Source organism: Hymenobacter swuensis DY53 (assembly GCF_000576555.1).
GTDB lineage: Bacteria > Bacteroidota > Bacteroidia > Cytophagales > Hymenobacteraceae > Hymenobacter > Hymenobacter swuensis.
Map to the genome: position 1 here is coordinate 2,983,264 of NZ_CP007145.1, position 26,906 is coordinate 3,010,169.

General features: G+C 62.5%; 19 protein-coding genes. 13 read left to right on the forward strand and 6 right to left on the reverse strand.

The window, feature by feature from the left end; genetic code table 11:
* Positions 1-158: 158 nt before the first annotated feature.
* Genes allE through allB form a run of 3 tightly spaced genes read right to left on the reverse strand, consistent with a single transcriptional unit; the run spans position 159 to position 3,586 of the window.
* Positions 159-905 carry a (S)-ureidoglycine aminohydrolase gene (gene allE / locus HSW_RS14225; RefSeq protein WP_044002473.1) on the reverse strand — a complete coding sequence of 249 codons (747 nt, stop codon included), beginning with the start codon at positions 903-905 and terminating at the stop codon, positions 159-161.
* A gap of 60 nt (positions 906-965) precedes the next feature.
* Positions 966-2,240, reverse strand: a complete 1,275-nt coding sequence (locus HSW_RS14230) for an allantoate amidohydrolase (protein ID WP_044002474.1) — start codon at positions 2,238-2,240, stop codon at positions 966-968.
* Between the two features lie 11 nt (positions 2,241-2,251).
* Positions 2,252-3,586: an allantoinase AllB gene (gene allB, locus HSW_RS14235; RefSeq protein WP_044002475.1), complete on the reverse strand. Its 1,335-nt coding sequence runs from the start codon at positions 3,584-3,586 to the stop codon at positions 2,252-2,254.
* A gap of 223 nt (positions 3,587-3,809) precedes the next feature.
* Here allB and HSW_RS14240 point away from each other — a divergent pair, with 223 nt between their 5' ends.
* The 9 genes from HSW_RS14240 to HSW_RS14280 all read left to right on the forward strand — a co-directional run bounded on the left by HSW_RS14240 (position 3,810) and on the right by HSW_RS14280 (position 16,248).
* Entirely contained in the window at positions 3,810-5,213 is a 1,404-nt protein-coding gene (locus HSW_RS14240) for a urate hydroxylase PuuD (protein ID WP_197031880.1), read from the forward strand.
* A gap of 820 nt (positions 5,214-6,033) precedes the next feature.
* Positions 6,034-8,514 carry an outer membrane beta-barrel protein gene (locus HSW_RS14245; RefSeq protein ID WP_044002476.1) on the forward strand — a complete coding sequence of 827 codons (2,481 nt, stop codon included), beginning with the start codon at positions 6,034-6,036 and terminating at the stop codon, positions 8,512-8,514.
* A 208-nt stretch (positions 8,515-8,722) separates the two neighbouring features.
* Positions 8,723-9,193 (forward strand): carboxypeptidase-like regulatory domain-containing protein, encoded by a 471-nt coding sequence (locus HSW_RS14250; RefSeq protein ID WP_044002477.1) that lies wholly within the window; start codon positions 8,723-8,725, stop codon positions 9,191-9,193.
* A gap of 136 nt (positions 9,194-9,329) precedes the next feature.
* Positions 9,330-9,992 (forward strand): TIGR02117 family protein, encoded by a 663-nt coding sequence (locus tag HSW_RS22920; RefSeq protein ID WP_052346452.1) that lies wholly within the window; start codon positions 9,330-9,332, stop codon positions 9,990-9,992.
* A gap of 268 nt (positions 9,993-10,260) precedes the next feature.
* A complete protein-coding gene (locus tag HSW_RS14260) occupies positions 10,261-10,635 on the forward strand; it encodes an STAS domain-containing protein (protein ID WP_044002478.1) in 375 nt (124 codons plus the stop codon).
* 85 nt (positions 10,636-10,720) lie between these two features.
* The gene (gene hisS, locus HSW_RS14265) at positions 10,721-12,142 is read left to right on the forward strand and encodes a histidine--tRNA ligase (protein WP_044002479.1); all 1,422 of its coding nucleotides are present in this window, start codon (positions 10,721-10,723) and stop codon (positions 12,140-12,142) included.
* Positions 12,143-12,361: 219 nt separating this feature from the next.
* Complete coding sequence (locus HSW_RS14270; protein WP_044002480.1) at positions 12,362-12,583, forward strand: hypothetical protein; 222 nt, start codon at positions 12,362-12,364, stop codon at positions 12,581-12,583.
* Between the two features lie 116 nt (positions 12,584-12,699).
* The gene (gene hutH / locus HSW_RS14275) at positions 12,700-14,199 is read left to right on the forward strand and encodes a histidine ammonia-lyase (RefSeq protein ID WP_044002481.1); all 1,500 of its coding nucleotides are present in this window, start codon (positions 12,700-12,702) and stop codon (positions 14,197-14,199) included.
* Between the two features lie 114 nt (positions 14,200-14,313).
* Positions 14,314-16,248 (forward strand): T9SS type B sorting domain-containing protein, encoded by a 1,935-nt coding sequence (locus HSW_RS14280; RefSeq protein ID WP_197031881.1) that lies wholly within the window; start codon positions 14,314-14,316, stop codon positions 16,246-16,248.
* A 23-nt stretch (positions 16,249-16,271) separates the two neighbouring features.
* On the opposite strand, the gene HSW_RS14285 is transcribed toward HSW_RS14280, so the two are convergent.
* From HSW_RS14285 to HSW_RS14295, 3 genes are read right to left on the reverse strand one after another with little or no spacing between them, the layout of a single operon-like run.
* Complete coding sequence (locus HSW_RS14285) at positions 16,272-18,176, reverse strand: DUF294 nucleotidyltransferase-like domain-containing protein (RefSeq protein ID WP_044002483.1); 1,905 nt, start codon at positions 18,174-18,176, stop codon at positions 16,272-16,274.
* Positions 18,169-18,870, reverse strand: coding sequence for a 3'-5' exonuclease (locus tag HSW_RS14290; RefSeq protein ID WP_052346453.1), 702 nt, complete (start codon positions 18,868-18,870; stop codon positions 18,169-18,171). Before HSW_RS14290 ends, HSW_RS14285 begins: the two co-directional genes overlap by 8 nt.
* A 1-nt stretch (position 18,871) precedes the next feature.
* On the reverse strand, positions 18,872-19,972 hold the full coding sequence (locus tag HSW_RS14295) for a LacI family DNA-binding transcriptional regulator (protein WP_052346454.1): 1,101 nt from the start codon (positions 19,970-19,972) through the stop codon (positions 18,872-18,874).
* A 397-nt stretch (positions 19,973-20,369) separates the two neighbouring features.
* On the opposite strand from HSW_RS14295, the gene HSW_RS14300 reads away from it, so the two are divergent.
* The 4 genes from HSW_RS14300 (at position 20,370) to tkt (ending at position 26,788) form a co-directional block, all read left to right on the forward strand.
* Positions 20,370-22,469 carry an alpha-L-arabinofuranosidase C-terminal domain-containing protein gene (locus tag HSW_RS14300; RefSeq protein ID WP_052346455.1) on the forward strand — a complete coding sequence of 700 codons (2,100 nt, stop codon included), beginning with the start codon at positions 20,370-20,372 and terminating at the stop codon, positions 22,467-22,469.
* 15 nt (positions 22,470-22,484) lie between these two features.
* Positions 22,485-23,459 (forward strand): glycoside hydrolase family 43 protein, encoded by a 975-nt coding sequence (locus tag HSW_RS14305; protein WP_044002484.1) that lies wholly within the window; start codon positions 22,485-22,487, stop codon positions 23,457-23,459.
* Positions 23,460-23,522: 63 nt separating this feature from the next.
* Complete coding sequence (locus tag HSW_RS14310) at positions 23,523-24,521, forward strand: arabinan endo-1,5-alpha-L-arabinosidase (RefSeq protein ID WP_044002485.1); 999 nt, start codon at positions 23,523-23,525, stop codon at positions 24,519-24,521.
* A 206-nt stretch (positions 24,522-24,727) separates the two neighbouring features.
* Positions 24,728-26,788, forward strand: coding sequence for a transketolase (tkt, locus tag HSW_RS14315; RefSeq protein WP_044002486.1), 2,061 nt, complete (start codon positions 24,728-24,730; stop codon positions 26,786-26,788).
* The last annotated feature ends 118 nt before the right edge of the window (positions 26,789-26,906 follow it).

The following is a 26,906-nucleotide window of genomic DNA, read 5'->3' on the forward strand; positions in this document are numbered from 1 at the left end:
GGTGAGGCATCTCGCTCGGCCAAGGATACAAACCGCTAGGCTATCATACTGAGCTTGTCGAAGCATCTCTGCCGCTTCATTGCAGTAGTGCTCAGGCAAAGCGGTAGAGATGCTTCGACAAGCTCAGCATGACGTTCCAGCCCGGCCCACTGGTTACGCTATACCACCGTCGGGAAGCGGTTCACGTTCTTGTAGTAGATATACACGGAGGGCTCTTTGCCCACGGAGGTGGCCCATTGCTGGCAGTAGGGTGCCATCCAGATGGAGTCGCCCTGGCGGACGTGGTACCACTCCTGGTCGAGCACGTAGATGGCCTGGCCGGCGAGATAGAGCAGACCGTGCTCCATAATGTGGGTTTCCACCATGGGCAGGTGGCCGCCCCGGTCGTAGGTGAAGATGTTCACGGCCATATCAAAACCCAGCTCGTTGGGCAGCAGCTCCTGAATGCGCAGGGCCTCGTCGTTCATGTACACGGGGGCCTTGCTGTCGTCCTTCTCGCCCCATACGATGCCGGGCGCGGCGTGGCCGGCCAGCGGCTCGTACACCTTATGAAACGTGAGCAGTTGGGTGCCTTCGGCGGGGTTTTCAAAACGGTACTCCTGCCCCACCGGCACGTACACGAACTGGCCCTGGCCAAGCAGGCGGGTTTCGCCGCCGGCCGTGGCCTGCACCGCGCCGGCCACCACGTAAAAAAAGATCTGTGAGGCTTCGGTGCGGCCTTCCAGCCGGCCCTCGGCGCGCAACGTAACCAGCGTCTGGCACAGGCGCGCGCCCATTTGCTCGTTGATGATGACGTTGACGGTACCGCCGGTCCAGCCGGGCACGTTGCTGTTGATGTAGCCATCGGGGGCAATGATGGCGTGGTTGCGGCGGACGATGGAACGGGTAGCGGAACTAAGATTCATGGAATACAGATTTAGGGGATTTTTCACTGATTTTCGCCGATTATCCTGCGGCTTCCCTACTCAGGTATCCTGGGTAGTTTCCTGCTCAGTGAAATGCGTGACCAGCAAGGTTAGAAAACGCGCCGAGACTTCCACGGCGGCGGCCAGATCGGGCAGCTCTACGTTCTCCAGCGGGTTGTGGCTGATGCCTTTAAAGCAGCGCACGAACAGCATGGTAGCCGGAGCCACCCGCGAAACCGGCACCGCATCGTGGCCGGCCCCGCTCACCAGCGGCACCACCTCGTGGCCGGCTTCGGCAATGGCCCGGGCCAGCAGCTGGTTCAGGCCGGCGTCGCAGGTGGCGGGGGCGGTGGTTTGCACGGGGCTCCAGGTAAGGTGCAGCTGTCGGCGCCCGGCAATGGCCTGGGCCAGGGCCTGCACCTGTTGGGCGGCGGTGGTCAGGCGGGCGGCATCGGGGCTGCGCAAATCGAGGCTGCAGCTGACTTCGCCGGGAATAACGTTGCTGGCCGCGTGGCGCACGTCCAGCTTGCCCACGGTGGCTACGAGTTCGGGGGCATGCTGGCGGCCGAACTGCTCGACAGCCAGTACAAACTCAGCGGCACCGGCCAGGGCATCCTGGCGCATGGTCATGGGCACGGTGCCGGCATGGCCGGCCATGCCGCGCCACGTCAGCTCCACCCGCTGCTGGCCGGCAATGGCCGTTACCAACGCCACCGGCAGGTTCCGCTCCCAGAGCACCGGCCCTTGCTCAATGTGCACCTCGAAGTAGCCTAGCCAGTCGGCGGCCGGAAGGGCGTCGTGCGGAATGCGGGCCGCGTCGCCGCCCATCGTGGCAATGGCTTCGGCCAGCGTGATGCCGTCCGCGTCTTTCCGCGCCAGCAGGCCGCTTTCGAAGGCTCCGGTGACCACCTTACTGCCCAGGTATGTGGTGTGAAACCGCACGCCTTCCTCGTCGCTGAAGGCAATGAGCTCCAAGTGAAACGGCAGCTCCGCGCCTTGGTCGGCCAGATTTTCCAGCAGATCCAGCCCCAACAGCACGCCCAACGGCCCGTCGAATTTCCCGGCATTCACCACCGTATCAATGTGCGAGGCCAGCACGAAGGTGCGCGCGCCCGGCCGGCGGCTCACCAGCCGGGCGCGCACGTTGCCGATGGCATCGAGGCGGGTGTGCAGGCCGGCGGCTTCGGCCCAGCCTTGCACCAGCTGCTGCCCCCGCACGAAAGCGGGCGTGCCGAAGCGGCGCGTAACGCCCTCGGCGTCCTCACTGATGGCGGCCAGCGCCTCGAGGCGCTGCATAATGCGCCCGGCGCGGGCCAGGTACGTGGTTTTGGGCATTTCCAAGCGGTTCAGCGGGTTAGGAGTTCACCTTGATTGAGCTGCCGGAACTCCGGCCGCTGGTACACCAGCTGCCCGGCCAGGTAGGTCTGGTCCACCACCCCGCGCAGCTCCCGGCCCAGGTAGGGCGAGGCTTTGTGGCGGTGATGCAACAGCTCTTCCGTGACGGTGAAAGTCTGGGCGGCGTCCAGCACCAGCAAATCGGCGTCGTAACCGGGAGCAATGCGGCCTTTGCGGTGGCTCTGCCCGATGAGCCGGGCCGGGTTGGTACTGAGCCAGCGGGCCACCTCGGGCAGGCCCACGGCGCGGCCCCGGGCGGCCGTCCAGAGGGCGGTCAGGGCCAGCTGCAGCGAGGCAATGCCGCCCCAGGCAGTGGTAAAGTCACCGGTAGCTAGCTGCTTCAAAGCGGGCGGGGCGGGCGAATGGTCGGTGGCGACGAAGTCGATGAGGCCCGTTTGCAGCGCCTGCCACAGCTGCTCGTTGTTGGCCCGCTCCCGGATGGGCGGGGCGCACTTGTAGGCCGTACCGCCAGCGGGAATATCCTCGGCCGCGAAAAACAGGTAGTGCTGGCCGGTTTCCACCGTAAGCGGCAGCTCCCGAGCCTTAGCGGCGGCAATGGCCGGCAAAGAATCGGCCGACGATAGGTGCACGATGTGCACCGGGCAGCCGGTTTCCTCGCACAGCTGGATCATCAGGGCCACGGCTTCGTCTTCCCAGGCTTTGGGGCGCGAGGCCAGGTAGTTGGCATACGAGCGTTTATCGTTCTGCTTCCAGGCATCGTCGTCCTGGCTTAGCTCGCAGTGCACCAGCAGCGGCAGGCCGTGGCGGGCCAGCAACGGCATTACCCGGCGCAGGTCGGCCTCGGTGGCGTTCGGAAAATCATCGATACCGGAATGCGTCAGGAAGGCCTTGAAGCCGAGCACACCTTCGGCAATAAGGCCGGGTACCTCGGCCGCATTACCGGGCACAATGCCGCCCCAGAAGCCGCAGTTGGTGTGCAGCTGCCCGGCCGTGGCCGCCCGCTTCAGCGCCAGACTGGCCACCGAAGTGGTAACCGGAGCCGAGTTCAGGGGCATATCAACCAGCGTGGTGAGGCCCCCGGCCAGGGCGGCGCGGGTGGCCGTGTCGAAACCTTCCCAGTCAGTGCGGCCGGGCTCGTTGAGGTGCACGTGCGGGTCGATGAGGCCTGGCAGCACGGCCCGGGCGCCCACATCGTGCACCGGGCAACTCACGGCGGTATCAGGCGGCACCACGTCCAGGATGCGGCCGTTGCGCACTACCACCAGCCCCGGCCGGGCACCCGACGGCGTTATAATTTCTTCACTTCTGAGCGCAAAATCAATCATACTTTTCACTGAATCGATTCACAAAATGATAATATTTCAAACAATACCCATTTTTCCTGTAAACTACCAGAATCAATTGCCCTTCCCTGGAAAGCGGCGGCAACCGACTGTTTGACTACTCACAGCCGGTTCAGGCAGCTCAGCTTCTGACGGATAGGGCAAGCAGCAGTCTGTTTCGTATCTGGTCCGGCCTGGCCGGACGCCCGTTTCTTATTGGCTTTCGATGACGCATTTTTTACTGTTGGGCGTAGTGGCAGCCGTGGTGCTGCTAATTGTGGGAGGGAGTGCCTTTTTGCACCGTATGGCGCACACCCACCGGGGCGGCGAGCTGGGCACTCAGGGCTTTACCATTCAGGGCTTTGCCTACGCCCTCACGGTTCTGGCGGTGCTGTTTGTGCTGGCCGTGACGTACCTGTTCGTGCAGGGCACCACCTGGGAAGGCCACCTGATGGAGTGGCTCAACATTGTGGTGCGCCTGATGCACGTCACCTTCGGCATTGCCTGGATTGGGGCCTCGTTCTACTTCGTGTTCCTGGAAAACGCCCTTAACCGCACCGATAACGTGCGCGAGGAGCTGGCCGGCAACCTGTGGGCCGTACACGGCGGCGGCTTCTACTACCTCGAAAAGTATAAGCTGGCCCCCCGGGAAATCCCGAAGGCGCTGCACTGGTTTAAGTACGAGGCCTATTTCACCTGGCTTACCGGCTTCAGCCTGCTTTTCGTGGTGTACTACTTCAACGCCGGCAGCATGCTCATTGATCCGCAGGTGCTGGCCATCAGTCCGCTGGCGGGCGTGGCTATTGGAGTGGGCTCGTTTGTGGTGGCCTGGGTGCTCTACCACGGGCTCTGCCGCACGGCACTGGTACGCAACAACGTGGCTATGGCCCTGCTGGCGGTGCTACTCTGCACCGGGTTTGCCTGGTTTTACTGCCAAGTATTCAGCGCACGGGCGGCCTACATTCACTTTGGGGCCATGCTGGGCACCCTGATGGTGGGCAACGTGTTTTTCATCATCATTCCGGCTCAGAAAGCCATGGTGCAGGCCGCTACCGAGGGCCTGCCCCTCAACCCCGAGCTAGGCAAGCACGCCGGGCTCAGGTCCTTGCACAATAACTACTTCACGCTGCCGGTGCTGTTTGTGATGGTGAGCAACCATTTTCCCAGCACCTTCAGCCACGGCTACCCTTGGGTGGTGCTGGCGGCCATTGCGCTGGGCACAGCCGGCGTGAAGCACTGGCTGAACCTGCGCGAAAAGCACCAGGCCACCGGCCTCGTGCTGCCCGTGGCGGCGGGCCTGCTGCTGGCCGTGGCCTTCGTGACGGCACCCAAAACCGATACCGGAACCACGGCCGCCTGCACGCCCAACGTGCGCATGGCCCAGGTGCAGGCTGTGGTGCAGCAGCGGTGCATCCGTTGCCACTCGGCCACGCCTACCGACGAAGTGTTCCGAACTGCCCCCAACGGCGTGGTGTACGACACGCCCGAGGATATTATTCGCCTGAAGGATAAAATCATGCAGCGCGTGGTCATCACCCAAACAATGCCCCAGAACAACAAAACCCACATGACCCAGGCAGAGCGGGACCTGCTGCGCTGCTGGATTGAACAGGGCGCGCTGAACCAGTAGGGCGAGGGAAGAACCCACCAGAACGCCATTCCGAGCATGTGGCGCATCAAGCCAGTGTCCGAAGCATCTCACGTGCTGACGTTACTAAATCGTTGAACGGCAACCGCTCCGTAGCCCAGGGTTTAAACCCTGGGCTAGCGAAGAACGTCAGCACGCGAGATGCTTCGGCTGCGCCTCTGCATGACGTTCTTCTGGCTTGTCCACTAGATTTCCAGACACAGCCCGCAAAGCAGCTCAGCTCGAATAATCTTACAACAAAAACGCCTCTGATACTCACCAGAGGCGTTTTTGTTTACAGCCATGGGCTCCAAAAAGAAGTTGGCAAAAAACTTATACCCCTGGGCAACGCCTGGGGGCCGACCACCATCTACCCTCTCGTCAGCTGGTCTGATTCAGGACCGGACTACTTCCGGCTTGTAGCGGATGTTTAAAAACCGCTTTGGTACCGCAAAACACAAGGTTTTCGAGGAAACATAAAATTAATCTCGTTAGTACCTTGCGTCACATAGTACCTTTACTTACCTTTGAAACGTTGATTAGATAAAGTACCGGCCGCGCCGCTGCTCCCTCACCGGAGCCAGACGCGGCCCACCCCGAAAACCACCTTGCGCCAATCGGGCCGGGTGTTGGGCCCCAGCCGGAAGCACTGGCTTCCCTGCTGCCGCCCGGCGTTTTTCGGTTGTCTGGCACCCGCTTTTCCGGCGGTTTGTGCCCCTGCTCGTCACGTTTGAATTTCTGGCAATCATGCTACCTCCGGCGGAACCGCGGCCACCGGACTCAGCCCCTCCTTGCCCGATTTTTCCTCAACCACTCCCTTCCTATGACTTCCTTCCTGCCTTCCGGCCAGGCCCTGCGGGGCCTGGGGTTCCTCGCTATGCTCTTTCCGCTGGCCGCCGCCGCTCAGCAGCAACCCACCGGCGCCGTGAGCGGCACCCTCCTCGACCAGGCCACCAGCCAGCCGCTGCCCTTCACCAACGTGGTACTCCTCCGCGCCCAGGATTCCAGCTTCGTGGCCGGGGCTGAAACCCTCGAAAACGGCTCGTTTGCGCTGGAAAAGCTGGGTCTGGGCTCCTATCTGCTCAAGGCTTCGGCGGTGGGCTACCAGAACTACCGCCGCCCGGTGCAGCTCACGGCCGCCGCGCCCACTTTGCGCCTGGGTACCCTGAAGCTGGCTGCTACCGCCACTCAGCTGAAAGGCGTGACGGTGACCGGGGAGCGGGCCACCATCGAGAATGAGCCCGGCAAGCGCGTTATCAACGTGGAAAAAGACCTAGCCAGCGTGGGCGGCATGGCCACCGACGTGCTGCGCAATGTACCTTCAGTGGCCGTGGATGCCAACGGTTCGGTGAGCCTGCGGGGCTCGGCCAACCTGACCATTCTCATCGACGGCAAGCCCTCGGGCGGCAGCAACGGCGGTACCGGTCTGCGCCTCGACCAGATTCCGGCCTCCCGGATTTCCCGTATCGAGCTGATTACCAACCCCTCGGCTAAGTACGACGCCCAGGGCACGGCCGTGCTGAACGTGATTCTGAAAAAGCAGACCAAGAACGGCGTAAACGGTCAGGCCAGCCTGCTGGGCGGTACCGGCGACAAGTACAACGCCAGCCTGAGCCTGAACCGGCACCAGGGCAAAAGCAACCTGAGCGCGAGCTACGACCGCCAGGATGAGCACTACCGCAACCGCAGCGACAACCGCCAGACTTCCGGCAACGTGACTACCCGCCAGAACGGCACCGGTCGGGAACGGAACGACTCCCACTCGCTGCGCCTGGGCCTGGATTATGAGCTGACGCCCGAGCAGAGCCTGAACCTGAGCGTGTCGCCTACCTGGCAGCATGAGCGGGACCTGAGCTTCCAGCGCCTCAGCACCGAGCGGGCCGGGCAGCCCACCACCACCCAGCTGGGTCAGCAGGATTTGAACGTGGATGTGCGGGTATTGGAAAACGTGGGCAGCTACCGCCGCACCTGGGCCGCCCACCAGGGCCGCGAGCTGACGGCCGTGGGCGGGGCCGTGCTCATTGATGCCACGGTGCCCGTGACCCAGACGCTGGACGAGGGCGCCCTCAGCGGCTGGCGGCAATTAATGGAGGTGCAGGGCCGCATCTACTTCGCCCAGCTCGACTACACCCACCCGCTGGCCGGTAACAAGGGCAAGCTGGAAACCGGCCTGAAAGTGCAGCAACAGCGCAGCAACGGCACCGCCGACCTGTTCGCCCTCCAGACTGATGCCCCCGGCCAGTACGTGCGGGACCCGGCCCGGTCCCTGGCCTACAACTTCCGCGAAACGGTACCGGCCGCCTACGCCAACTTCCAGCGCGGCTGGAACGGCTGGAATGCGCAGGCCGGCCTGCGCACCGAGTACACCAACACCAACGGGGCCGTAAACGGTGGGCAGGGCAAGTTCCGGCTCGATTACCTGGGTCTGTTCCCCACCGCCAGCATCAGCCGGGGCCTGGGCCAAGCCGATTCCACCAAGGGCGGGGCGCAGCCGCAGCAGCTGTCCTTCAGCTACGCCCGCCGCCTCAACCGGCCCAACTTCATGCAGCAGCTGGCCGTGCCGCTCTACCAGGACCCGCGCTTCTACCGCCTCGGCAACCCGGCGTTGCGGGCCGAGTTCAGCCATAACCTGGAAGTGGGCCACCAGCTGAGCCTGCCCGGTGGGGCCGAAATTACCACCACGCTGTTCGGCCGCTTCACCAATAATGCCATCCAGCGCCTGCGCAACGTAGATACGGTAGCGACTAACCTCAACCCCGCCGCCGGGCTGGTGCTGGTAGAAACCTACCGCAACGCCGGCACCACCGCCAACGTGGGCCTGGAGCTGACCTGGGCCCAGCCCCTCACGGCCTGGTGGCGCGTGCAGGCCAGCGGCTCACTCTACCGCACCCAGTTCCAGACCAACGCCGAAAACACCGTGGACCGCCGCGCCCTGGCCGGCAACGTGCGCCTGAACCAGAACTTCACGCCCACTCCTACGCTCGATGTGCAGCTGACTGGCCAGTACAACTCGGCCATCCTCACGGCCCAGGGCCGCCGCTTGGCCTACGGGGGCATTGATGTGGCGTTGCGCCAGCGCCTGTGGCAGAACCGCGCCGCTCTCACCCTGCGCGTATCCGATGTGCTGAACACCCAGGTGCGCCGATCCATCGTCGATTCTCCTGAACTCACCGCCAACCTCTACACCAAGCCCGAAACGCGGGTGGGCTGGCTGGGCTTCACTTGGTACGTGGGGGCCACGAAAGCCAAAGCCGGCCGCATCGACGGTGCCCCGAAAGGCGGCGGCGGGGGCTTCGGCGGGTAATTTCTGAGCGGTCTGCTGTACTACGCACCCGCTGGTTTCCGCTCGTTTTGCGGTGGGATTACGCCCCGATAAGCTGCCGCCTGGCATCCACTTCGGGCTCGATTAACCTTGTTTTTCAGACCGCCCTCGGGGCTTTCAGGCGTGCGTTGCGCCGGTTTCCCAGGCTTCGGCAGCGGCCATTTTTCGCCATCCTTTTTTCCGTACTGCCATGAAAACGTCCTTTGCTTTCCGCGCCCTGCTGGGCTTCTCCCTCCTCTCGGCTACGGCCGCCCAACTACCCGCCCAGGCCGCCGATACCGCCCCACGCCGGGGCACCGTCTCGGGCCGCCTCTTTGATGGGCAGAGCCAGGAGCCCATTCCTCACTCCTACGTGGTGCTGTTGCGCGCCGCCGATGGCCGCTTTGTGAAGTCTGTGGAAACAGATGCCAACGGGCACTTCCGGGCCACGGGGCTGCCACTGGGCACGTACACGGTGCGCACCACGGTACTCGGTTACCATAAGTTCGGGCCGGTGCTGGCCTTACGCGCCGGCCAGCCCACCCACACGCTGGGCACGGTGGTGATGGTGCCGCTGAACATGCCTCTGGTTGCCCGCGCCGACAAAAAAGCCTGGGCCAAACGTAGTGCGCCGGTAGCCGAGCTGGAACCCCGCCGCCCCGCGGTGCGCGTGCGGTCCTAGCGCCCCACCGCTTCCGGTAGCCCCGGCTCGGTACCCGCTTGCTCCCAAGCAAGTAGGTACCGGGCCGGTTTTCGTTGCTCGGAGTAGCTCAAACTGTGTACCCCTACCTTTGCGGCGCTTTAATCCCCGAACCTCTATGCCGGCTTTCGTTGCCTTTATTCTGCTGCTGATGACCGGGACATTGGTGCCGGTGAACCGTCGGTTCCAGCAGACGCCGGGCGGCGTGCCCATTTACGTGGTGTCGAACGGGTTTCATACCGATGTGGTGCTGCCGATGCAGGAGGTGTGCACCGGCCGGCACTGGCTGCGGGAGTTGAATCAGCCGGCCCTCACGGCCCGGTTTGCGCGCTACCCCTACGTGGCCTTCGGGTGGGGCAACGAGGGCTTCTATCTGGGCTCGATGGGCGGGCGGTTCCCAGGCCCGAAAGCAGTGGTCGGGGCATTGCTGCCATCCCGCACGCTCATGCACGTTACTTTCTACCGCGCCGCTCCCGACTCGGGACGCTACGTGGTGCCGCTGCGCATCTCGGTGGCGCAGTACGCGCAGCTGGCGAGCTACGTCCGGCAGTCGTTCGGGCCGCCCGATTCGCTGGGACGGCAGCCGCTGCGGCAGGCCACCGGCTACACTCCGCACGACTTTTTCTTTCCTGCCACCGGCCGCTACCACGCCCTGCGCACCTGTAACGACTGGACTAACCGAGGTCTGCGCCAAGCCGGCCTGCGGACGGCCCTCAAGGCGCCGCTGGCCGCTTCGGTGCTGTTCCAGGCGCGGCGCAGCCGGCGGCCGGCAGCGGAGTAGCACGTTTCCCGGTCCGGCGGCGGGAAGCCGTCGGACCGGGAAACGTAAGCTGAGGGTATTCCGTCGTGCTGACGAACCGCGCGGCAACCAGACCGTCGGCCCTCAGTCGCCGAATTAGGGCACTGTTTACGAAGACCATTTTAAGGTTCATCTCCCATAAAGCCCCGTTCATCCTACTTTTTCCCCGTTTTATCTGCAACCGGCAGTGGGCCGTTTTCCGTTAAGCAAAGCTGTTCCTATCTGCTCTGCTTACCCTACTACTGCGCGAATGCTCGATGTTCACCGCGAAATATTGCCCAACGGCTTTCTACTTATTCTTTCTCCCGATACCTCTTCCTCCGACGAAGTAAAGCTCACACGTGCCTTGCATCGGGCCAGTCGGAGCGAGAAAAAAGCTATTCTGGTTGATCTGAGTCTGGTGGATACCATTTCGGAGGAAGCCATTGACCTGCTGTTGGCCTACGCGTTTATGTTGCATGCCCAGGACCGCCGGCTGATTCTGTGTCATGTGCCACAGCCAGCCCAGCACCATTTTCTGTACCTGGATGTGGCCTCCCAACCGCTACTGGTGCCTTCTCTGCTCGATGCCATCCAGGAAATCGACTTTGAAACTGGCTCCAACCAGACGTCGTTCCGGGCGTGATTTCAGAGGAACATTCCAGGTAATCCGGAAAATCCGATGCAATCCGCGAATTTTGCGGCCGTATTCCTGCATTCCGATTTTCCTGATGAGCGCCCAGAAACCCAGCATTCCCCAAGGCACCCGCGACTTCGGCCCCGCCGTGGTGGCCCGCCGTAACCATATTTTTGGCATAATCCGCCGCGTGTTTGAGAAGTTCGGCTACGCTCCGCTCGAAACGCCCACGCTCGAAAACCTTTCGGTACTGACCGGCAAATATGGTGAGGAAGGTGACCAGCTGCTGTTCAAGGTGCTGAACTCGGGCAACTTTCTCAAGAAGCAGAAGGGCGAGGTAATTAAAGAAGAAGTAACCCCCGACGACCTGCTGGCCGGCCCCAAAAAGGTGCTGCCTAAAATTGCCGAAAAGGGCCTCCGCTACGACCTCACCGTACCCTTTGCCCGCTACGTGGTGATGAACCGGGGCACGCTCACCTTTCCCTTCAAACGCTACCAGATTCAGCCCGTATGGCGCGCCGACCGGCCCCAGCGCGGCCGTTACCGCGAGTTCTACCAGTGCGACGCTGACGTGGTAGGCACCGACTCTTTGCTCTGCGAGGCCGAAATTGTGCTGATGATGTCGGAGGTGCTCAACACGCTGGGCCTCACGGACCACACCATCAAAATCAACCACCGCCGGGTACTGGGTGCGTTCTACCAGGCCCTTGGTGGCGAGGGCACTGAAACGGACCTGTTTGTGGCCATCGACAAGCTCGATAAAATTGGGCGCGAAGGTGTGGAGAAGGAGCTGCTGGAACGCGGTTTATCGGCCGCCGCTACCGAGCGGCTGTTCGACCTGCTGAGCGTAGGCGGCGACTTCGAGGAGAAGCTGGAGCGGCTGCTGGCCGGTTTCGTGACGGCCGGCGTGGCCCCCGATAACGCCACCGCCGACGGCTACAAAGGGCTGCAGGATTTGCAGCAGGTGCTGGCCTACCTGCGCGGTTTTGGCTTTGACAAGTGGCAGAACCTGGAGTTCGACGTGACCCTGGCCCGGGGGCTGAGCTACTATACGGGCTGCATCTTCGAAATCAAGATCAACAACGTGAACATGGGCAGCGTGAGCGGCGGGGGTCGCTACGACAACCTCACCGGGGCCTTCGGGCTGCCGGGCGTGTCTGGCGTAGGCTTCTCCTTCGGCGTCGACCGCCTTTACGACTGCCTAGAGGACCTGCAGCTGTTCCCCGAGGCCGTGGCCACCACCACCCGCTGTCTGCTCACCAACTTTGATGCGGAAGGTGAGCTAGCTATGCTGCCGGTGCTGCGGCAACTGCGCGCCGCTGGTGTGGCCAGTGAACTGTTCCCGGAGGCTGGTAAGCTGGGCAAGCAGTTTAAGTTCGCCGATGCCAAAGGCATCCCCTACGTGCTCATCCAGGGCCCCGAGGAGCGCGCCGCCGGCCAGTACAAGCTCAAAACCCTGGCTACCGGCCAGGAGCAGACCGTCACGTTGGAGCAAGTGCTGGCGGAACTGCAGTAGCAGAAACGGGAAATTTTGGGTTGCGGCTACCGGACTGATGGTTACGTCCAGTTCCGTATTTACCTCCGAAAAATCCGTACTTATTTTCCGCGAAAAACCTCGTAGTAAGCTCTATTTCTGCGTATATCATACACCGCCCCGGCCTTCGCCGGGGCGGTGTATGTTTCGCTTCCGTCCGGATTGGGCCGGGGCAATTGTGTACGTAAATACCATTCCGTTATGAAGACTTCCCGCTTTTCTGCTTGGGCCGCTGCCGGTCTGCTTTTTGCTACGCTGGCTTTCACTTCCTGTGATGCTAAGCGCGACATGGATTCTGGTAACGGCCCCGACTCCAGCAGCACGACCGATCTGCCGACCAATAGCAGCTCTGATACCGATATGAGCACGGACACTGCCGCCACCATGTCGACGGACATGTCCGATACTACCATGAGCCGCTAAGCCCCCGGCCCCACCAACAGGAGTTTTCGTTGGTGGGGCACTGTTTGGAGCGGAAAAACGGGCGTCAACCGGGAAAAAGTGGCAATTTTGGTTGTCCATTTCTCCCTCCCTCCCGCATGCCCCAGGATTTCGCCCTCACTCCTTCCACCCACCTCGACTTGGCCACCCTCGACCAGTTGCTGCGCACCAAAGCCCGCGTGGTACTCAGCGAGGAAGCCTGCCAGCGCATTGAGGAGTGCCACCAGTACCTGCACAACCGCTTGGAGCGCACCCCCGACGCGGTGATTTACGGCATCAATACCGGCTTCGGGTCCCTGTGCGACAAGGCTATTCCGGCCAGCCAGCGGCAGCAGCTGCAGCAGAACCTGATGATGTCGCACGCCTGCGGAACGGGGGAGGAGGTGCCCACCGATTTGGTGCGCTTGATGCTGCTGCTGAAAGTGCAGAGCCTGAGCTACGGCCACAGCGGCGTGCAGTTGGCTACCGTTCAGCGCCTGCTCGATTTCTACAACCGGGGCATGCTACCGGTAGTGTACCAGCAGGGCTCTCTGGGGGCCAGTGGCGACCTGGCCCCGCTGGCGCACTTGTGCCTGCCATTGCTGGGCCTGGGCGAGGTGAACTACGAAGGCTACCGCCTGGCCGCCGCCGATGCCATGAGCCTATTCAGCTGGGCGCCGCTGGTGCTGGAAGCCAAGGAAGGCTTGGCCCTGCTCAACGGTACCCAGTTTATGCTGGCCTACGCCGTGCACGGCCTGCTGCGCGCCCAGCGCCTCACGGCCGCCGCCGACTGCATCGGGACCTTGTCACTGGAGGCATTTGACGGGCGCAGTGAGCCGTTTGATGAGCGTTTGCACCGCATCCGGCCCCATGCCGGGCAGTTGGCGGTGGCCACCCGCGTGCGGGAGCTGCTAACGGGCTCGAAGCTGCAAAGCCAGCCCAAAACGGCCGTGCAGGACCCCTACTCGTTCCGGTGTATGCCGCAGGTACACGGCGCCTCCCGCGATGCGCTGGCTTACGTACGCCAGACTGTGGAAATTGAGTGCAACGCCGTGACGGACAACCCCAACATCTTCCCCGATGACGATGCCATCCTGAGCGGCGGCAATTTCCACGGGCAGCCGCTGGCCCTGGCCCTGGATATGCTGGCCATTGCCACCGCCGAGCTGGGCAGCATCTCGCAGCAGCGCACCACCCAGCTCATTGGCGGCCAGCGGGGCCTGCCGCCCTTTTTGGTGGCCGAGCCGGGCCTGAACTCGGGCCTGATGATTCCGCAGTACACGGCCGCCGGCATCGTGAGCCAGAACAAGCAGCTCTGTACGCCCGCTTCGGTGGACAGCGTGGTGAGCAGCAATGGCCAGGAAGACCACGTAAGCATGGGGGCCAACGCCGCCACCAAGGCCCTGCGCGTGGTGCAGAACGTGGAGCAGCTGCTGGGCATTGAGCTACTGAACGCGGCCCAGGCTCTGGAATTCCGTCGCCCCGCCCGCACCTCCGCGACGCTGGAGCAGCTGGTAACCACCTTCCGCGAGAAAGTAGCCTTCGTGAGCCAGGACCGGGTACTGTACCTGGATCTGCACGCGGCGGCGACTTTCGTGCGGACGTATGTGTGGGAGTAATCAGTGTGGAAGTACGGAAGCGCTAACCTGCCGTTTCGCAAAGCCACCTCATTGCTTCATTTGCTACTTTAGCCCGGCGCACATATGCAACCACGCAGTTGCTTCGTTACGAGGATGGTGAAACGACTGGTTCTTTTTCTGCTTCTTTTATGCGCCAATCTGGCCCTGATGGCCCAGGGGCCGTGCGTACCAACTCCGAACTCCGGGGCCTGTTTTCGCGCCTACGATGCCATTTCGGGTCAGGAGTTGCCGTTTTACCTGTGTGTGGGCCGGGCAGTGCGCCTGCGCGACTGCAGCGGCAAAGTCCTCGACCCGGCCCAGATATACTACCGGCAGGCCAGCACCATTGCCTGTGCGGGCTTTACGGATACCATCACCACGTTTACCCCTACAGCTCCCGGCGTCTTGGTTATCACCCAGAACACCCAAGGGCCACAGGGTGGTAGTCAGGGCATTATTTTCTCCCGTAACTTCGAAGTCAAAAGTACTCCTCAGCCGACGTTTACCCTCACCAACTGCGCCCCCGGCTTCGTACAGGTGACCGTCACGGATACCAATTATGACCAGTACTTTGTGCAGGTGGGTAACGAAGCGCCGGTGCCGGCTGCGCGCAACACGCCGGTTACGTACCCGGCCAATGGCCCCTTTACCGTGAGCGTAACCGGGCGCTACAACCAGACCAGCATCTGCACCGGTACCACCACGCGCAGCTTTACGCCGCTGCCACCGTCGCAGCGGCCCACGTTGCGCAGCCTCACGGTGCAGGGCAGCAGTGTAGAGTTTCAGTTTAACGCGTTGCAGCCCGAGTACCAGTACAGCCTGCAAGTGGCCGATGCCGCTGCTCCCGGCGGCTACCGCACGGTGGCTCCGGTTGCCAGCAACCTCACCAGTTTTACCCTGAACAATGCTCCGCTGTCGGGCTGCTACCGGTTGCTGCTGCAGGATGCGTGCCAGCCATCAGTAGCCAGTTCTTCCTCGTTTGTTCTGTGTTCCGTAGCCCTGACGGGCGCTTCCCAGAACGGCCGCAACCTGCTAAGCTGGACCAGCAGCAGTAGCGGAGCTTACACCCTCAGTCGCACCGAGGGCACCACCACCGTGCAGTTGCCCGTCCCGCCCGGCGCTACTCAGTACCTTGATACGACCGTAACCTGCGGCGCCACTTACCGCTACCGCGTGAGCCTTACGATGGGCACCACCACTTCAGTTTCCAATGAAGTTTCGGTGCTGACTACCTCCGGCGCGGCCCCGGCCGCGCCGGTTCTCACGGCCTCCTTCAACCTGCGCAATCAGGTGGAGCTGACGGCCGTGGTGCCGCGCAGCCCTAGCGGCGGACAACTCACCTACCTACGCAACGGTCAGGAGCTGCGTGTCACGTCGGCCCGCGCCGTGCGCGACTCCCTGGTAACGCCCAACCTCGCGGACCCGCTGTGCTACGCCGCCCGCTTTCTGGATGCCTGCGGCAACCGCTCGGCCGATAGTGCGCCCGTGTGCCCCGTCCTGCTGGACGCCCGCGCTGCCAACGACGAAGGCACCACCATCCGCCTCACCTGGACGGCTTTGCGCGGCCCCAACGCCACGGCCGCTGTTAGCTACCGCGTCATCAGCCTTTCGCCCACGAACACCGAGCTGAGCCGCGTGCCGGTGAACGGCCTCACCTACCTCGATTTGCAGCCGCCCCAGGACCAGCAGGTGGTACGCTACCGTGTGGAAGCCACTGGCGGCGGCCTGCCAGCATCAGCGCCCAGCTACTCCAACGTGGCCTCGGTGGCCCGGCAGGTGAAGGTATTCGTGCCCACGGCTTTCACGCCCAACGGCGACGGCCTCAACGACGTGCTGGAGTTGAAGGGGCGCTACCTGGATAACTTCCGCTTCACCGTCATTGACCGCAACGGTCAGCAGGTGTTCCAGGCTACGAACCGCACCCAGACCTGGGACGGCCGCACCGGCACCGCGCCACCCGCCCTTGGGGCTTACGTGTGGCGCTTCGAGGCCACCGACCAGCAGGGTAAGCGGCTGGTGCAGCACGGTACGGTCACCATCATCCGGTAACCGAGCCGCCGCCCACGCCACCGCTACAAGGACTTAGTGAAGCTGACCTTGATTTTGAGCTGGAAGTCGCCGATTACTTTGAAGATTTCCTTGAGCGTGACTTGTTCCACCTGAGTCAGGGTGCTGGGGTCGAGGTAATTGGTGGGGGCTTCCCGGTCGTTGATGAGCTGGCGGGCCTGTTTCTGCAGGCGCATCCCCATGAGGTAGTAGTAGGCCTGCAACAGTTCCTGGTACTCCTTTTCCTTAAACACGCCCAGCTCGCGCAGGCGGGCCAGGCGCTGGCCGGTATTGGTTTCGAAAACCTGGTGCCGCAGCGCGTACACCCGCACCAGATCCACGATGGGCGACATGGCCTTTTTCAGATCGAATACGCGCTGGCCTTCCTGCTCGAAGGTGCGAAACCGGCTCAGAAACGAGGTTAGTGGCGGCTCGTACTGCAACGCGTTGCGCGTCATGTAGAACAGAAACCGGTCAAGGGGCTGGGTCAGCTCTTCGCGCAGAAAATCGTAGAGCTCCTGCATCAGGGCCGCGTCGCCGTGCAGGTAGTGGCAGTCGAAGAAGGTGGCCATCTGCATCACCGTTTCCGGGTTCGACTCACTCATCCACTGGCGGTAATTGCGTTTCCAGTGCGAGAGGGAGTGCGTCCACTTGGGGTTTTTGGCCATGAAGCCGCCCGTGCAGAAGTGCAGCCCAATGTGGTTCAGCTCATCGGAAACCGTGGTGGCGAAGCGCAGAAACCAGGCCCGCACCTCCTCGCGGTGCTCGTTGGCCTTATCTTCGTAGATGATGGCGTTGTCCTGATCCGTGACCAACGTCTGCTCCTTGCGGCCCTCGCTGCCCAGCACCATAAACACGAACCGGGCCGGGGCCGGGCCCTGCTCGGCCAGCACCTGCTCAATCACCTTCAGCGAAATGGTATCGACGACGGTACTGATGACCTGGTTCACGATGTCGGCCTTCACGCCCCGGCTCAGCAGTTGGTTCACGATGTCGGGCACCATTTCCCAGCGCCGCTTCAGCTCCCGGGGGCTCTGGGCCAGCTTCACGGCCTGAATGAACATAAACGGCGACTGGGCCAGGTCGCTCAGCAGCTTATTCCGGCTCAGAAACCCCACGTAGCGGCCTGCCTTTTCCACCAGCAGGTAGCGGGTTTTGGTCTGGAACATGCGTAGAATGGCCTCGTACACGTACGCCTCATCCGAAATGCTAACCAGCGGCGTGGCCGTCACCTCGGCCACTGGCCGGGAGGCATCGAGGCGGCGGGCAATGACCGAGTCGCGCAGGGTAATATCGGTGCAGTAGCCGGTAATGGCCTCGTGCGCATCCGTCACGAACAGGCAGCTGACTTTGGCCGCCGCCATCCGCTGGGCCGCCTCGTAGATGGGCAGTTCGCCGGGGCACGTCACCAGCTGGCGCACTTCCAGGGTGCTGATGCGGCGCGAAAACAGCTGATCGGCCACCAGGTAGTTCTGCTCGGGCGGGGCGGCAGGCTTCACGAAGTGCGCGTACTCCTCATCGAGCATCCGCTCCCCGTAGCGGGCGGTGAAGTAGTGGAAAAACGGCTCGTAGGCCAGGCACAGGGCCCGGAAGTCGCGGCGGGGCAGTTGGAGCACGCGGGTGCCCTTGCGCACGGCCACCGTACGCAAGGAGCGTTTCTTGTTGAGCAGAATCGACATGCCGCCGTAGCAGGTGCCCGGGCCGTAGGTTTCGGGCAGGCGCTTGTGCTGGTCGCTGTCGTAGAAAAACGTGTCGTAGGCGCCCTCCGCAATGATATCGAGGCTGCGCAGCTTGGACGCATCCTGCTGGTAGAGCAGCTTTTCGCTGCTGTACTGCACCTCTTCCAGCAGCCCCACCACGCCCCGCACCACCTCTTCGGGCAGCAGATTGAACGGGGCCACCGTCCGCAGAAAAGCCAGTCGATTATCCATGAGCAAAAAGATATAGCACGAGGAGAAAACCCGTCGTCAGCAGCCAGGGCCAGGGAAACCGGCGCGGCGAGCGGCCATCGGGCGGCAGAAGCGGGGGCTGGCCATTGAGCACTTCGGTCGAAATAATCCCGAGGCGGCGCAGCTCAAAAAAGCAGCGGGCGGTGGCTGCCGCGTCCACGGCCGCGTCGTGCAGGCGGGTCATGGGCTCGTGGAACAGCAGCTCGTACAGCTCGTGCAACCGCAACGGCCGCTTCGGGCCCTGCGGGCGGGCGGCGGGACTGGCCTGCATAGTGCAGAACTGGGGTAGCCCGGGCAGCGGGTTGGGCAGCCCGGCCCGCAACAGCGCGGCTCCCAGCACATGGAAATCAAGCCGCAGAAAATGCCCGATTACCCGGGGCCGGTACTGCGCCAAGTCGGCCAGCAGCCGTTGCAGCACCGCCGCTGGCTCCTGGCCCTGCACCGCCAGCAGCTCCGCCGTGAGCCCGTGAATAGCTTCCGATTCGGCCGTGAGGCGGTTGGTGGGCACCTGCAGATACGCCTGCTCGGCCTTTACCAGCGTACCATCCGGCGCGTAGATTTCCCAGGCCAGCTGCGCAATACTGGGCCACTCCCACTCCTCGGCGTACGGCCGGTGCCAGCGGGCCGGCAGGCCCGTGGTTTCAGTATCCACAAAGAGCAGGTACTGTGCGGACATGCTACCGGACGGCCGCTTTGGCGGCGCGGCGGCCGGTCGTTTTGCGTGCCTCCCGCAGTGAGGAGTCGCGGATCAGCAGCTCCGGCCGCAGCACAATCTGGCGGGGCGTGAAGGTGGTGCCGCTGGCCTCAATCAGCTCCAGCAACAAGCGCACGGTGGCCTGGCCCATTTCCTCGCACCGCTGGTCGATGGTGGTAATGGTAGGCTCGGTGATGACGGTGAAGGCCTCGTTGCTGAAGCCGGTAATGGCCACGTCGTCGGGCACGCGCACGCCCTGGCGGGCCGCTTCCTGCATAGCCCCCAGGGCGCAATAGTCGCCGCCCGAGAAGATGCCGTCGGGCGGGTTAGGCAGGGCCAGCCAGCGGCGCATGGCCGCCGCGCCCTCGTCCTGGGTCATGTCGGTGTAGACTATCAGCTCCTCCTCCACGGGCAGGCCGGCTTCGCGCAGCGCGTCGAGGTAGCCCTGGCGGCGGTTTTTGTAGATATTCAGGTGTTGCGGGCCGGCTAAGTGGGCAATGCGGCGGCACCCCTGCTGCAGCAAATGGCGGGTGGAAATCAGCGCGCCTTCCTGGTCGTTAAGCACCACGGCATTCACGTTTTCGCCCTCCACGCTCCGGTCGAAGAACACCAGCGGCAGGCCCCGGCTCTGCACCTTATCGAAGTGCTGGTAGCTGGTGGTGGTGCGCGACAACGACACCATAATACCGGCCACCTGCGCGCTGAGCAGCGCTTCCACGTTGCGCCGCTCCTGGGCCGCATCCTCGTTCGACTGGCAGATAATGACGTTGTAGCCGGCCTTGCTGGCGGCCGTCTCGATGCCATGCACCACCGAAGGAAAAAACCGGCCTTCGATGTAGGGCACGATAATGCCCAGCAGCTTGCTCTTTCCTTTGCGCAGCGCCGAGGCCAACCGGTTGGGCTGATAGTTATATTTCTTGGCCAGTTTCAGCACCTTCGACTTCATCTCCGGCCCGATGCTGTAATGGTCGCTCAAGGCCCGGGAAATGGTGGTCATGGACACGCCCAGCTCCCGGGCCAGGTCGGCCATGGAAACGGGAGTATTGGGGGCGGGCGGGGTTTCGGACTTCTTACGAGGGGCCATGTAGAAAAGCGTTACACAATGCTTTGTGTAAAGGTAGGATTAACCCAGATAAATCAATAAGGCTACACATCCTTCCTGTGGGTATTGGGGAGGTAGCCAAATAAGACTATGTATTGCACGGCAACTCGTCATAGGGAAGAAGAAGATATAGCTATTGAAGCCTTAAAAACACTTTTTCAGGAGTATCCGGCTTACAAAGTACGGGAAGTATATGGGAAGACAGAACAGGCACCCCTGCTCCTTTTTAGAGCAGTATCACAAGAAAAGCAGAAATAGTGTTAGATTACACAATCGTTTGTGCAAATAAGTTATTAATATTGGGCTCCGTCAACGCCGGCCTGTGGTCCGGGCGCTGGTCCCGGGTTTTGCTCTATACTCCGTCTATTTCCCAACTCCCATGCTGAATTTCCTGCCCGCCCGCACTTATCCGCTTGCTGCCTGTTTGGGCCTGAGTGGCTCCTTACTAACCGGCCTGCCGACCCTGGCCCAAACGGCCCCCACCACCCTCACGGTGCAGGTGAATAAGCCCGGCGCGCCCATAGCCAAAACAATGTATGGCCTGTTTTTCGAGGATATCAACTTCGCCGCCGACGGCGGGCTGTACCCCGAGCTAGTCAAGAACAAGTCGTTTGAGTTGGATGAGCACCTACTGGGCTGGCGCGGCATCCGGGGCGCGGCGGCGCTGTCGACCTACACCGTCTCCAGCCAGCAGCCCATCAGTGCCACCAATAACCACTTCCTGCGCATGACGGCCACCACGGCCAGTCCCGATGCCGGTTTTATCAACGAAGGCTTCCGGGGCATGGGCGTGAAACAGGGCGGCGAGTACACGTTTTCGGTGTACCTGCGCAAGGGCGCGGGCGGCGTGAGCGGCCTGAACGTGACGCTGGAAGAAGGCGGCCCTGGAGCCGGCCCCGAAGCCGGCCCCTCGGGCAAAGCGTTGGCCCATACCCGCATTACCGGCCTCACCACAGAGTGGAAGAAATACAGCGTGGTGCTGAAATCGGCGGGTACGGCCGAGAAGGCGCGCCTGAAGCTGACGCTGGAAGGCACCGGCACGCTGGATCTGGACGTGGTTTCGCTGTTTCCCAAAGACACGTATAAGAACCGCGAAAACGGCCTGCGTACGGATTTGGTGCAGCTGCTGAAGGACATGAACCCCGGTTTCCTGCGCTTCCCTGGCGGCTGCATCGTGGAGGGTCGCAACCTTACGGAGCGGTACCAGTGGAAGGAAACTATCGGCGACGTGGCCTCCCGGGTGCCGCTGGTGAACCGCTGGAACATGGAGTTCAAGCACCGCTCCACCCCCGATTACTACCAGTCGTTCGGGCTGGGCTTCTTTGAGTATTTCCAGCTTTCCGAGGACATCGGGGCCGAGCCGGTGCCGATTCTGAACGTGGGCATGGCCTGCCAGTTCAACTCGGCCGAAATGGCCCCGATTGGCGGCACCGCTGCGGCTGGCCCCAATGCCGGCTCGCCCCACAACCACGAGGACGACGACCCCACGCTGGAAACCTTTATTCAAGACGCGCTGGATTTGATTGAGTTTGCCAATGGGCCGGCCAGCAGCCCTTGGGGCGCCAAGCGCGTGGCTATGGGCCACGCCGCGCCGTTCAACCTGAAGTACATCGGCATCGGCAACGAGCAGTGGGGCCCGCAGTATCTGGAGCGCTACGAGCCGTTCATGAAGGCCGTGAAAGCGAAGTATCCGAATATGAACATCGTATCCAGCGCCGGGCCGAGCCCCGATGGAGAGCTGTTCGACAAAGCCACCCAGCGCCTGCGGGAGCTGAAGGCCGAGGTAATTGACGAGCATTACTATGCCAAGCCCGAGTGGTTTCGCCAGAACGTGGGCCGCTACGACAACTACCCCACCACCGGCACCAAAATCTTCGCCGGGGAGTACGCGGCCCAGAGCGTGGCCATCGGCAGCCCCGACAACAAGAACAGCTGGGACTGCGCCATTTCGGAAGCGGCCTTCATGACCGGTTTGGAGCGCAACGCCGACAAGGTAATTATGGCCTCCTACGCCCCGCTGTTCGCCCACGTGGACGCCTGGCAGTGGACGCCGGACATGATTTGGTTCGACAACCTGAAGGCCTACGGCACGCCCAACTACTACGTGCAGAAAATGTACTCCACCAACCCCGGCACCACCATGCTACCCGTGCAGCGCGCCGCCGGGGCCAAAAACGGCCAGGACAACCTGTTCAGCAGCGCCACCGCCGACGACAAAACCGGCGAAATCATCGTGAAGCTGGTGAATTACTCGCCCCAGGCCCGGCCCGTAACCATTGCCCTGCAAGGCGTGAAGAAGCTGGGCAAAGCCGGCCGTGCTACCGTACTGGCCAGTGCCGACCTGAACGCTGTGAACAGCCTGGAACAGCCTCAGAACGTGGCCCCCAAGGAGGAGCCGTTCAAGGTATCCTCCCCGAACGTAACCTACACCTTGGCCCCGAACTCCTTCACGGTGCTGCGGATTCCCGGCAAACGCTAAGCGGCAGATAGAACTATGAAAAACGCTCCGCTTATTGGGTGGTTGGCTGGTTTGCTGCTGACTGCTCCCACGCTGGTACTGGGCCAGGCGGCTCCGGTACCAGTGGCCGGCAACCCTATCATCAAAGACAAGTACACCGCCGACCCCGCCGCCCTGGTACACAAGGGCACCGTGTACCTCTATGCGGGCCACGACGAGGCTCCTGCCCCCGAGCAGCGCTACGTGATGCACGAATGGCTCTGCTATTCTTCTCAGGATATGGTGCACTGGAAAGAGCACCCTTCGCCCCTGAATGTGAAGGCCTTTGCCTGGGCCAAGGATGATGCATGGGCCTCGCAGGTAATTGAGCGGGGCGGCAAGTTTTACTGGTACGCGGCCGTGGAACACGGCTCCATTCCGGGCAAAAGCATCGGCGTAGCCGTGTCGGACAGCCCCACGGGGCCGTTCAAGGATGCCCGCGGCTCGGCCCTGATTACCAACAACATGACCGAGAGCAAAATCAGCTGGGATGATATTGACCCCACGGTTTTCATCGACGATAAGGGCCAGGCCTACCTGTACTGGGGCAACACCAACTGTTACTGGGCCAAACTCAAGCCCAATATGACGGAGCTGGATGGCCCGATTAACAAAGTCAGCAACCTGCCCGGCTTCACGGAGGCGCCCTGGGTCCACCAGCACAACGGCTGGTACTACCTCAGCTACGCCTACCAGTTTCCCGAAAAGCTGGCCTACGCTATGAGCCGCAGTATTGAAGGCCCTTGGGAGTTTAAAGGACTGCTGAACGAGGTGGCCGGCAACTCCAACACCAACCACCAGGCCATCATCGACTTCAAAGGCCGCTCCTACTTCATCTACCACAACGGCAGCATCCCCACCGACGGCGGCAGCTTCCGCCGCTCCGTCTGCGTGGACTACCTGTACTACAACAAAGACGGTACCATCAAGCGGGTGCAGATGACCACGGAAAGCGTGCAGGCGGCTAAGTAGCAACTGCGGGCTCATGTCGTTGTGCCCAGCCCAATCCTGTCTCCTGCGTTAACTCAATCAACAATGTCTTTCCATACCGGTAAACTGCTTCTTTGCTATCTACTGCTCCTTCTGGCCCGTTTGCCCGCGCAGGCGCAAACTGCCCCGAAGCTGATTCCGGCCCATGACCCGGTGCTGGCCCAGCAAAACGGCACGTACTACATGTTCTGTACCGGCAACGGCATTGCGGTATGGTCGTCGAAAGACCGGAAGAACTGGCAGCCGGAGAAGCCCGTGTTTGCTACCGCGCCGGCCTGGGCCGTGCGGGCTATTCCGGGCTTCAAGGGGCATATCTGGGCCCCCGATATTTCCTTTCATAATGGCGAATACGCGCTGTTTTATTCTGTTTCGGCCTTTGGAAAAAACACCTCGGCTATTGGCCTGGTCACCAACAAAACCCTCGATCCTGCCTCCAAAGATTTCCGCTGGATCGACCACGGCCGGGTGCTGCAGTCGGTGCCGGGGCGCGATATGTGGAACGCCATTGACCCCAACCTGATCCGCGACGAGGCCGGCCGGCCCTGGCTGTCGTTCGGCTCGTTCTGGGAAGGCATCAAGCTGGTGCAGTTCCGCCCCGACCTCACCGGACCGGCCCAGCCGGAGCAGTGGCTCACTTTGGCCCGCCGACCCCGCAATCCGCAGCTCAACGACTCCCTGCCCGGCGACGGCGCCATTGAAGCGCCGTTCATTTTCCGCAAAAACGGCTACTACTACCTGTTTACCTCGTTCGACTATTGCTGTCGGGGCCCTCAGAGCACCTATAAGATCATGGTGGGCCGCTCCAAAATCCTCACCGGCCCTTACCTCGACCAGGCCGGCAAACCGCTGGAGCAGGGCGGCGGCACTCAGGTGCTGGCCGGCGACCAGAATTGGTTCGGGTTGGGCCACAACTCGGTATACACCTTCGATAACACCGATTACCTCGTGTTTCACGGCTACGATGCCGCCGATAAAGGCCGGCCCAAGCTGCGCATCGAGCCCCTGACCTGGGACGCGACCGGCTGGCCGGTAGTGCGGCCGTAGCAACTTTTGTGGGCTTAATTGCACAATCGTTTGTGTAGCATCGATATGGATTACATCTTTTCGGCTTGCCGTCTGGCTTCGAGCTACCGGCACCGATTACGGTATCGTTACCGGTCTTTTTTCTGCTGATTCGCCACTCGCTGAGCCATTTGCCGGCTTTTATTCGCCGTAGCTTCGTTGTTGTTTCCCATCCTTTTTCCTCTGCCGTGACCAAGCCGCTTACTTCTTCCGCCGACCTTGCCCAACAAAGCGTCAACACCATTCGCCTGCTGTCGGTGGATATGGTGCAGGCCGCCAACTCCGGCCACCCCGGCCTGCCCTTGGGCGCGGCCCCCATGGCCTACGTGCTGTTTTCCCGGATTCTGCGCTTCAACCCCCAGGACCCCAAGTGGCCCAACCGGGACCGGTTTGTGCTGTCGGCGGGCCACGGCTCGGCACTGCTATACAGCCTGCTGCACCTCTACGGCTACGATTTGTCCTTGGATGATCTGAAGGCGTTCCGGCAGCTGCACTCCCGCACGCCTGGCCACCCCGAATCGAATATGACGCCGGGCGTGGAGGTTACCACCGGGCCGCTGGGCCAGGGCTTTGCTAACGGCGTGGGCATGGCTATGGCCGAAGCCCATCTGGCGGCCGTCTATAATAAGCCCGGCCACGTGCTGCAGGATCATTTCACCTACGCCATTGTGAGTGATGGGGACCTGATGGAAGGCATTGCCGCCGAGTCAGCCTCCCTAGCCGGCCACCTCAAGCTGGGCAAGCTCATCTACCTCTACGATGACAACGACATCTGCCTCGACGGGCCCACCAACCTCTCCTACACTGAGGATGCGCTGGCCCGCTTCGAGGCCTACGGCTGGCACACCCAGCGCGTGACGGACGGCAACGACCTCGACGCCATTGAGGCCGCCATCCGGGCGGCCCAGCAGGAAACCGACCGGCCGTCCCTGATTTCGGTGAAAACCATCATCGGCTACGGCAGCCCGCAGGAAGGCACCAGCAAGGTGCACGGCTCCCCGCTGGGCCCTGATAATCTGAAGAAAGCCAAGGAGTTCTTTGGCTTCGACCCCGAGGCCACGTTTGTGGTGCCCGAGGAAGTACGCACCCACTTGGCCGAAGCGGGCCAGCGCGGCGCGGAATTGCAGGCCCAATGGGAACGGCAAACAGAGGCGTACCAGCAGGAGTTCAGCACAGAGTGGGAACTGTTCCGGGCTTCGTTTGCGGGAGAATTACCCGCAAACTGGGACGCCTCGCTGCCCGTTTTCACCGCCGCCGATGGCGCGCTGGCTACCCGCCAGGCTTCCGGCAAGGCTCTGAACGCACTGAAAAAGAGCGTACCTTACCTGTTTGGCGGTTCGGCCGATTTGGCCAGCTCCAACGAAATGCCCACCAGCGAAGCCGTGAGTTTCCAGCCGGGTAGCTACGAGCACAGCAACGTGTGGTTTGGGGTGCGCGAGCACGCCATGGGCGGTGCCATGAACGGCATGGCCCACCACGGCGGCGTGCGGCCCTACGGCGGCACCTTCCTCACCTTCTCCGACTACATGCGCGGGGCCATCCGCCTCACGGCCTTGGCCGAATCCAGCGCCACCTTCGTCTTCACCCACGACAGCATCGGCCTGGGTGAGGACGGCCCAACGCACCAGCCGGTGGAGCAGGTAGCGGCCCTGCGCACCATCCCCAACATCATCGTGCTGCGCCCCGCCGACGCCAACGAAACCGTGGAAGCCTGGCGCGTGGCCCTCACCAAGCCCAAGAGTCCGGTGGTGCTCATCCTCTCCCGCCAGAAGCTGCCGGTGCTCGACCAGAGCCAGTTCAACTCGGCCCGGGAGGGTGTGGCCAAGGGTGCCTACATCCTGCGCGAAGCCGAAGGTGGCCAGCCGGAGTTGATTCTCATTGCCACTGGCTCGGAAGTTTCGCTGGCGCTGCAGGCCCAAGAGGCGCTGCAGCAGCAGGGCGTGGCGACCCGGGTGGTGAGCATGCCCAGTTGGGAGCTGTTTGAGCAGCAGCCCAAGGCCTACCAACAGCAGGTGCTACCGCCCGCCGTGCGCAAGCGCGTGGCCATTGAGGCCGGATCGCCGCTGGGCTGGCACAAGTACGCCACCGACGAAGGCACCGTCATTGCCATGAACCGCTTCGGCGAATCGGGCCCGGGCGAGGCGGTGATGGAGCTGTTCGGCTTCTCGGTGGAGAATGTGGTGAAACAGGCCCGCTGGGTACTGGCCGGCCAGCCCGAGGAAACGGAACCCAAGGAAATTCTGTCGTAGTCCGTAAGTAACTGCCGTGCTCCGTCTGTCATCCTGAGCTTGCGAAGGATCTTACTACACTCGAACGAGTTGTATACACACATAACGTTCCTGCCTGATAAGATCCTTCGCAAGCTCA

Bases quoted from the DNA above. Each gene is read 5' to 3' on its own strand.
- HSW_RS22920 (WP_052346452.1), top strand. From the start codon at position 9,330: ATGCCGGCTTTCGTTGCCTTTATTCTGCTGCTGATGACCGGGACATTG.
- HSW_RS14300 (WP_052346455.1), top strand. From the start codon at position 20,370: ATGCTGAATTTCCTGCCCGCCCGCACTTATCCGCTTGCTGCCTGTTTG.
- HSW_RS14290 (WP_052346453.1), bottom strand. From the start codon at position 18,870: ATGTCCGCACAGTACCTGCTCTTTGTGGATACTGAAACCACGGGCCTG.
- HSW_RS14230 (WP_044002474.1), bottom strand. From the start codon at position 2,240: ATGCCCAAAACCACGTACCTGGCCCGCGCCGGGCGCATTATGCAGCGC.
- HSW_RS14280 (WP_197031881.1), top strand. From the start codon at position 14,314: ATGGTGAAACGACTGGTTCTTTTTCTGCTTCTTTTATGCGCCAATCTG.
- allE (WP_044002473.1), bottom strand. From the start codon at position 905: ATGAATCTTAGTTCCGCTACCCGTTCCATCGTCCGCCGCAACCACGCC.
- HSW_RS14270 (WP_044002480.1), top strand. From the start codon at position 12,362: ATGAAGACTTCCCGCTTTTCTGCTTGGGCCGCTGCCGGTCTGCTTTTT.
- hutH (WP_044002481.1), top strand. From the start codon at position 12,700: ATGCCCCAGGATTTCGCCCTCACTCCTTCCACCCACCTCGACTTGGCC.
- HSW_RS14250 (WP_044002477.1), top strand. From the start codon at position 8,723: ATGAAAACGTCCTTTGCTTTCCGCGCCCTGCTGGGCTTCTCCCTCCTC.
- HSW_RS14310 (WP_044002485.1), top strand. From the start codon at position 23,523: ATGTCTTTCCATACCGGTAAACTGCTTCTTTGCTATCTACTGCTCCTT.
- HSW_RS14305 (WP_044002484.1), top strand. From the start codon at position 22,485: ATGAAAAACGCTCCGCTTATTGGGTGGTTGGCTGGTTTGCTGCTGACT.
- HSW_RS14240 (WP_197031880.1), top strand. From the start codon at position 3,810: ATGACGCATTTTTTACTGTTGGGCGTAGTGGCAGCCGTGGTGCTGCTA.
- HSW_RS14245 (WP_044002476.1), top strand. From the start codon at position 6,034: ATGACTTCCTTCCTGCCTTCCGGCCAGGCCCTGCGGGGCCTGGGGTTC.
- HSW_RS14260 (WP_044002478.1), top strand. From the start codon at position 10,261: ATGCTCGATGTTCACCGCGAAATATTGCCCAACGGCTTTCTACTTATT.
- HSW_RS14295 (WP_052346454.1), bottom strand. From the start codon at position 19,972: ATGGCCCCTCGTAAGAAGTCCGAAACCCCGCCCGCCCCCAATACTCCC.
- hisS (WP_044002479.1), top strand. From the start codon at position 10,721: ATGAGCGCCCAGAAACCCAGCATTCCCCAAGGCACCCGCGACTTCGGC.
- allB (WP_044002475.1), bottom strand. From the start codon at position 3,586: ATGATTGATTTTGCGCTCAGAAGTGAAGAAATTATAACGCCGTCGGGT.
- HSW_RS14285 (WP_044002483.1), bottom strand. From the start codon at position 18,176: ATGGATAATCGACTGGCTTTTCTGCGGACGGTGGCCCCGTTCAATCTG.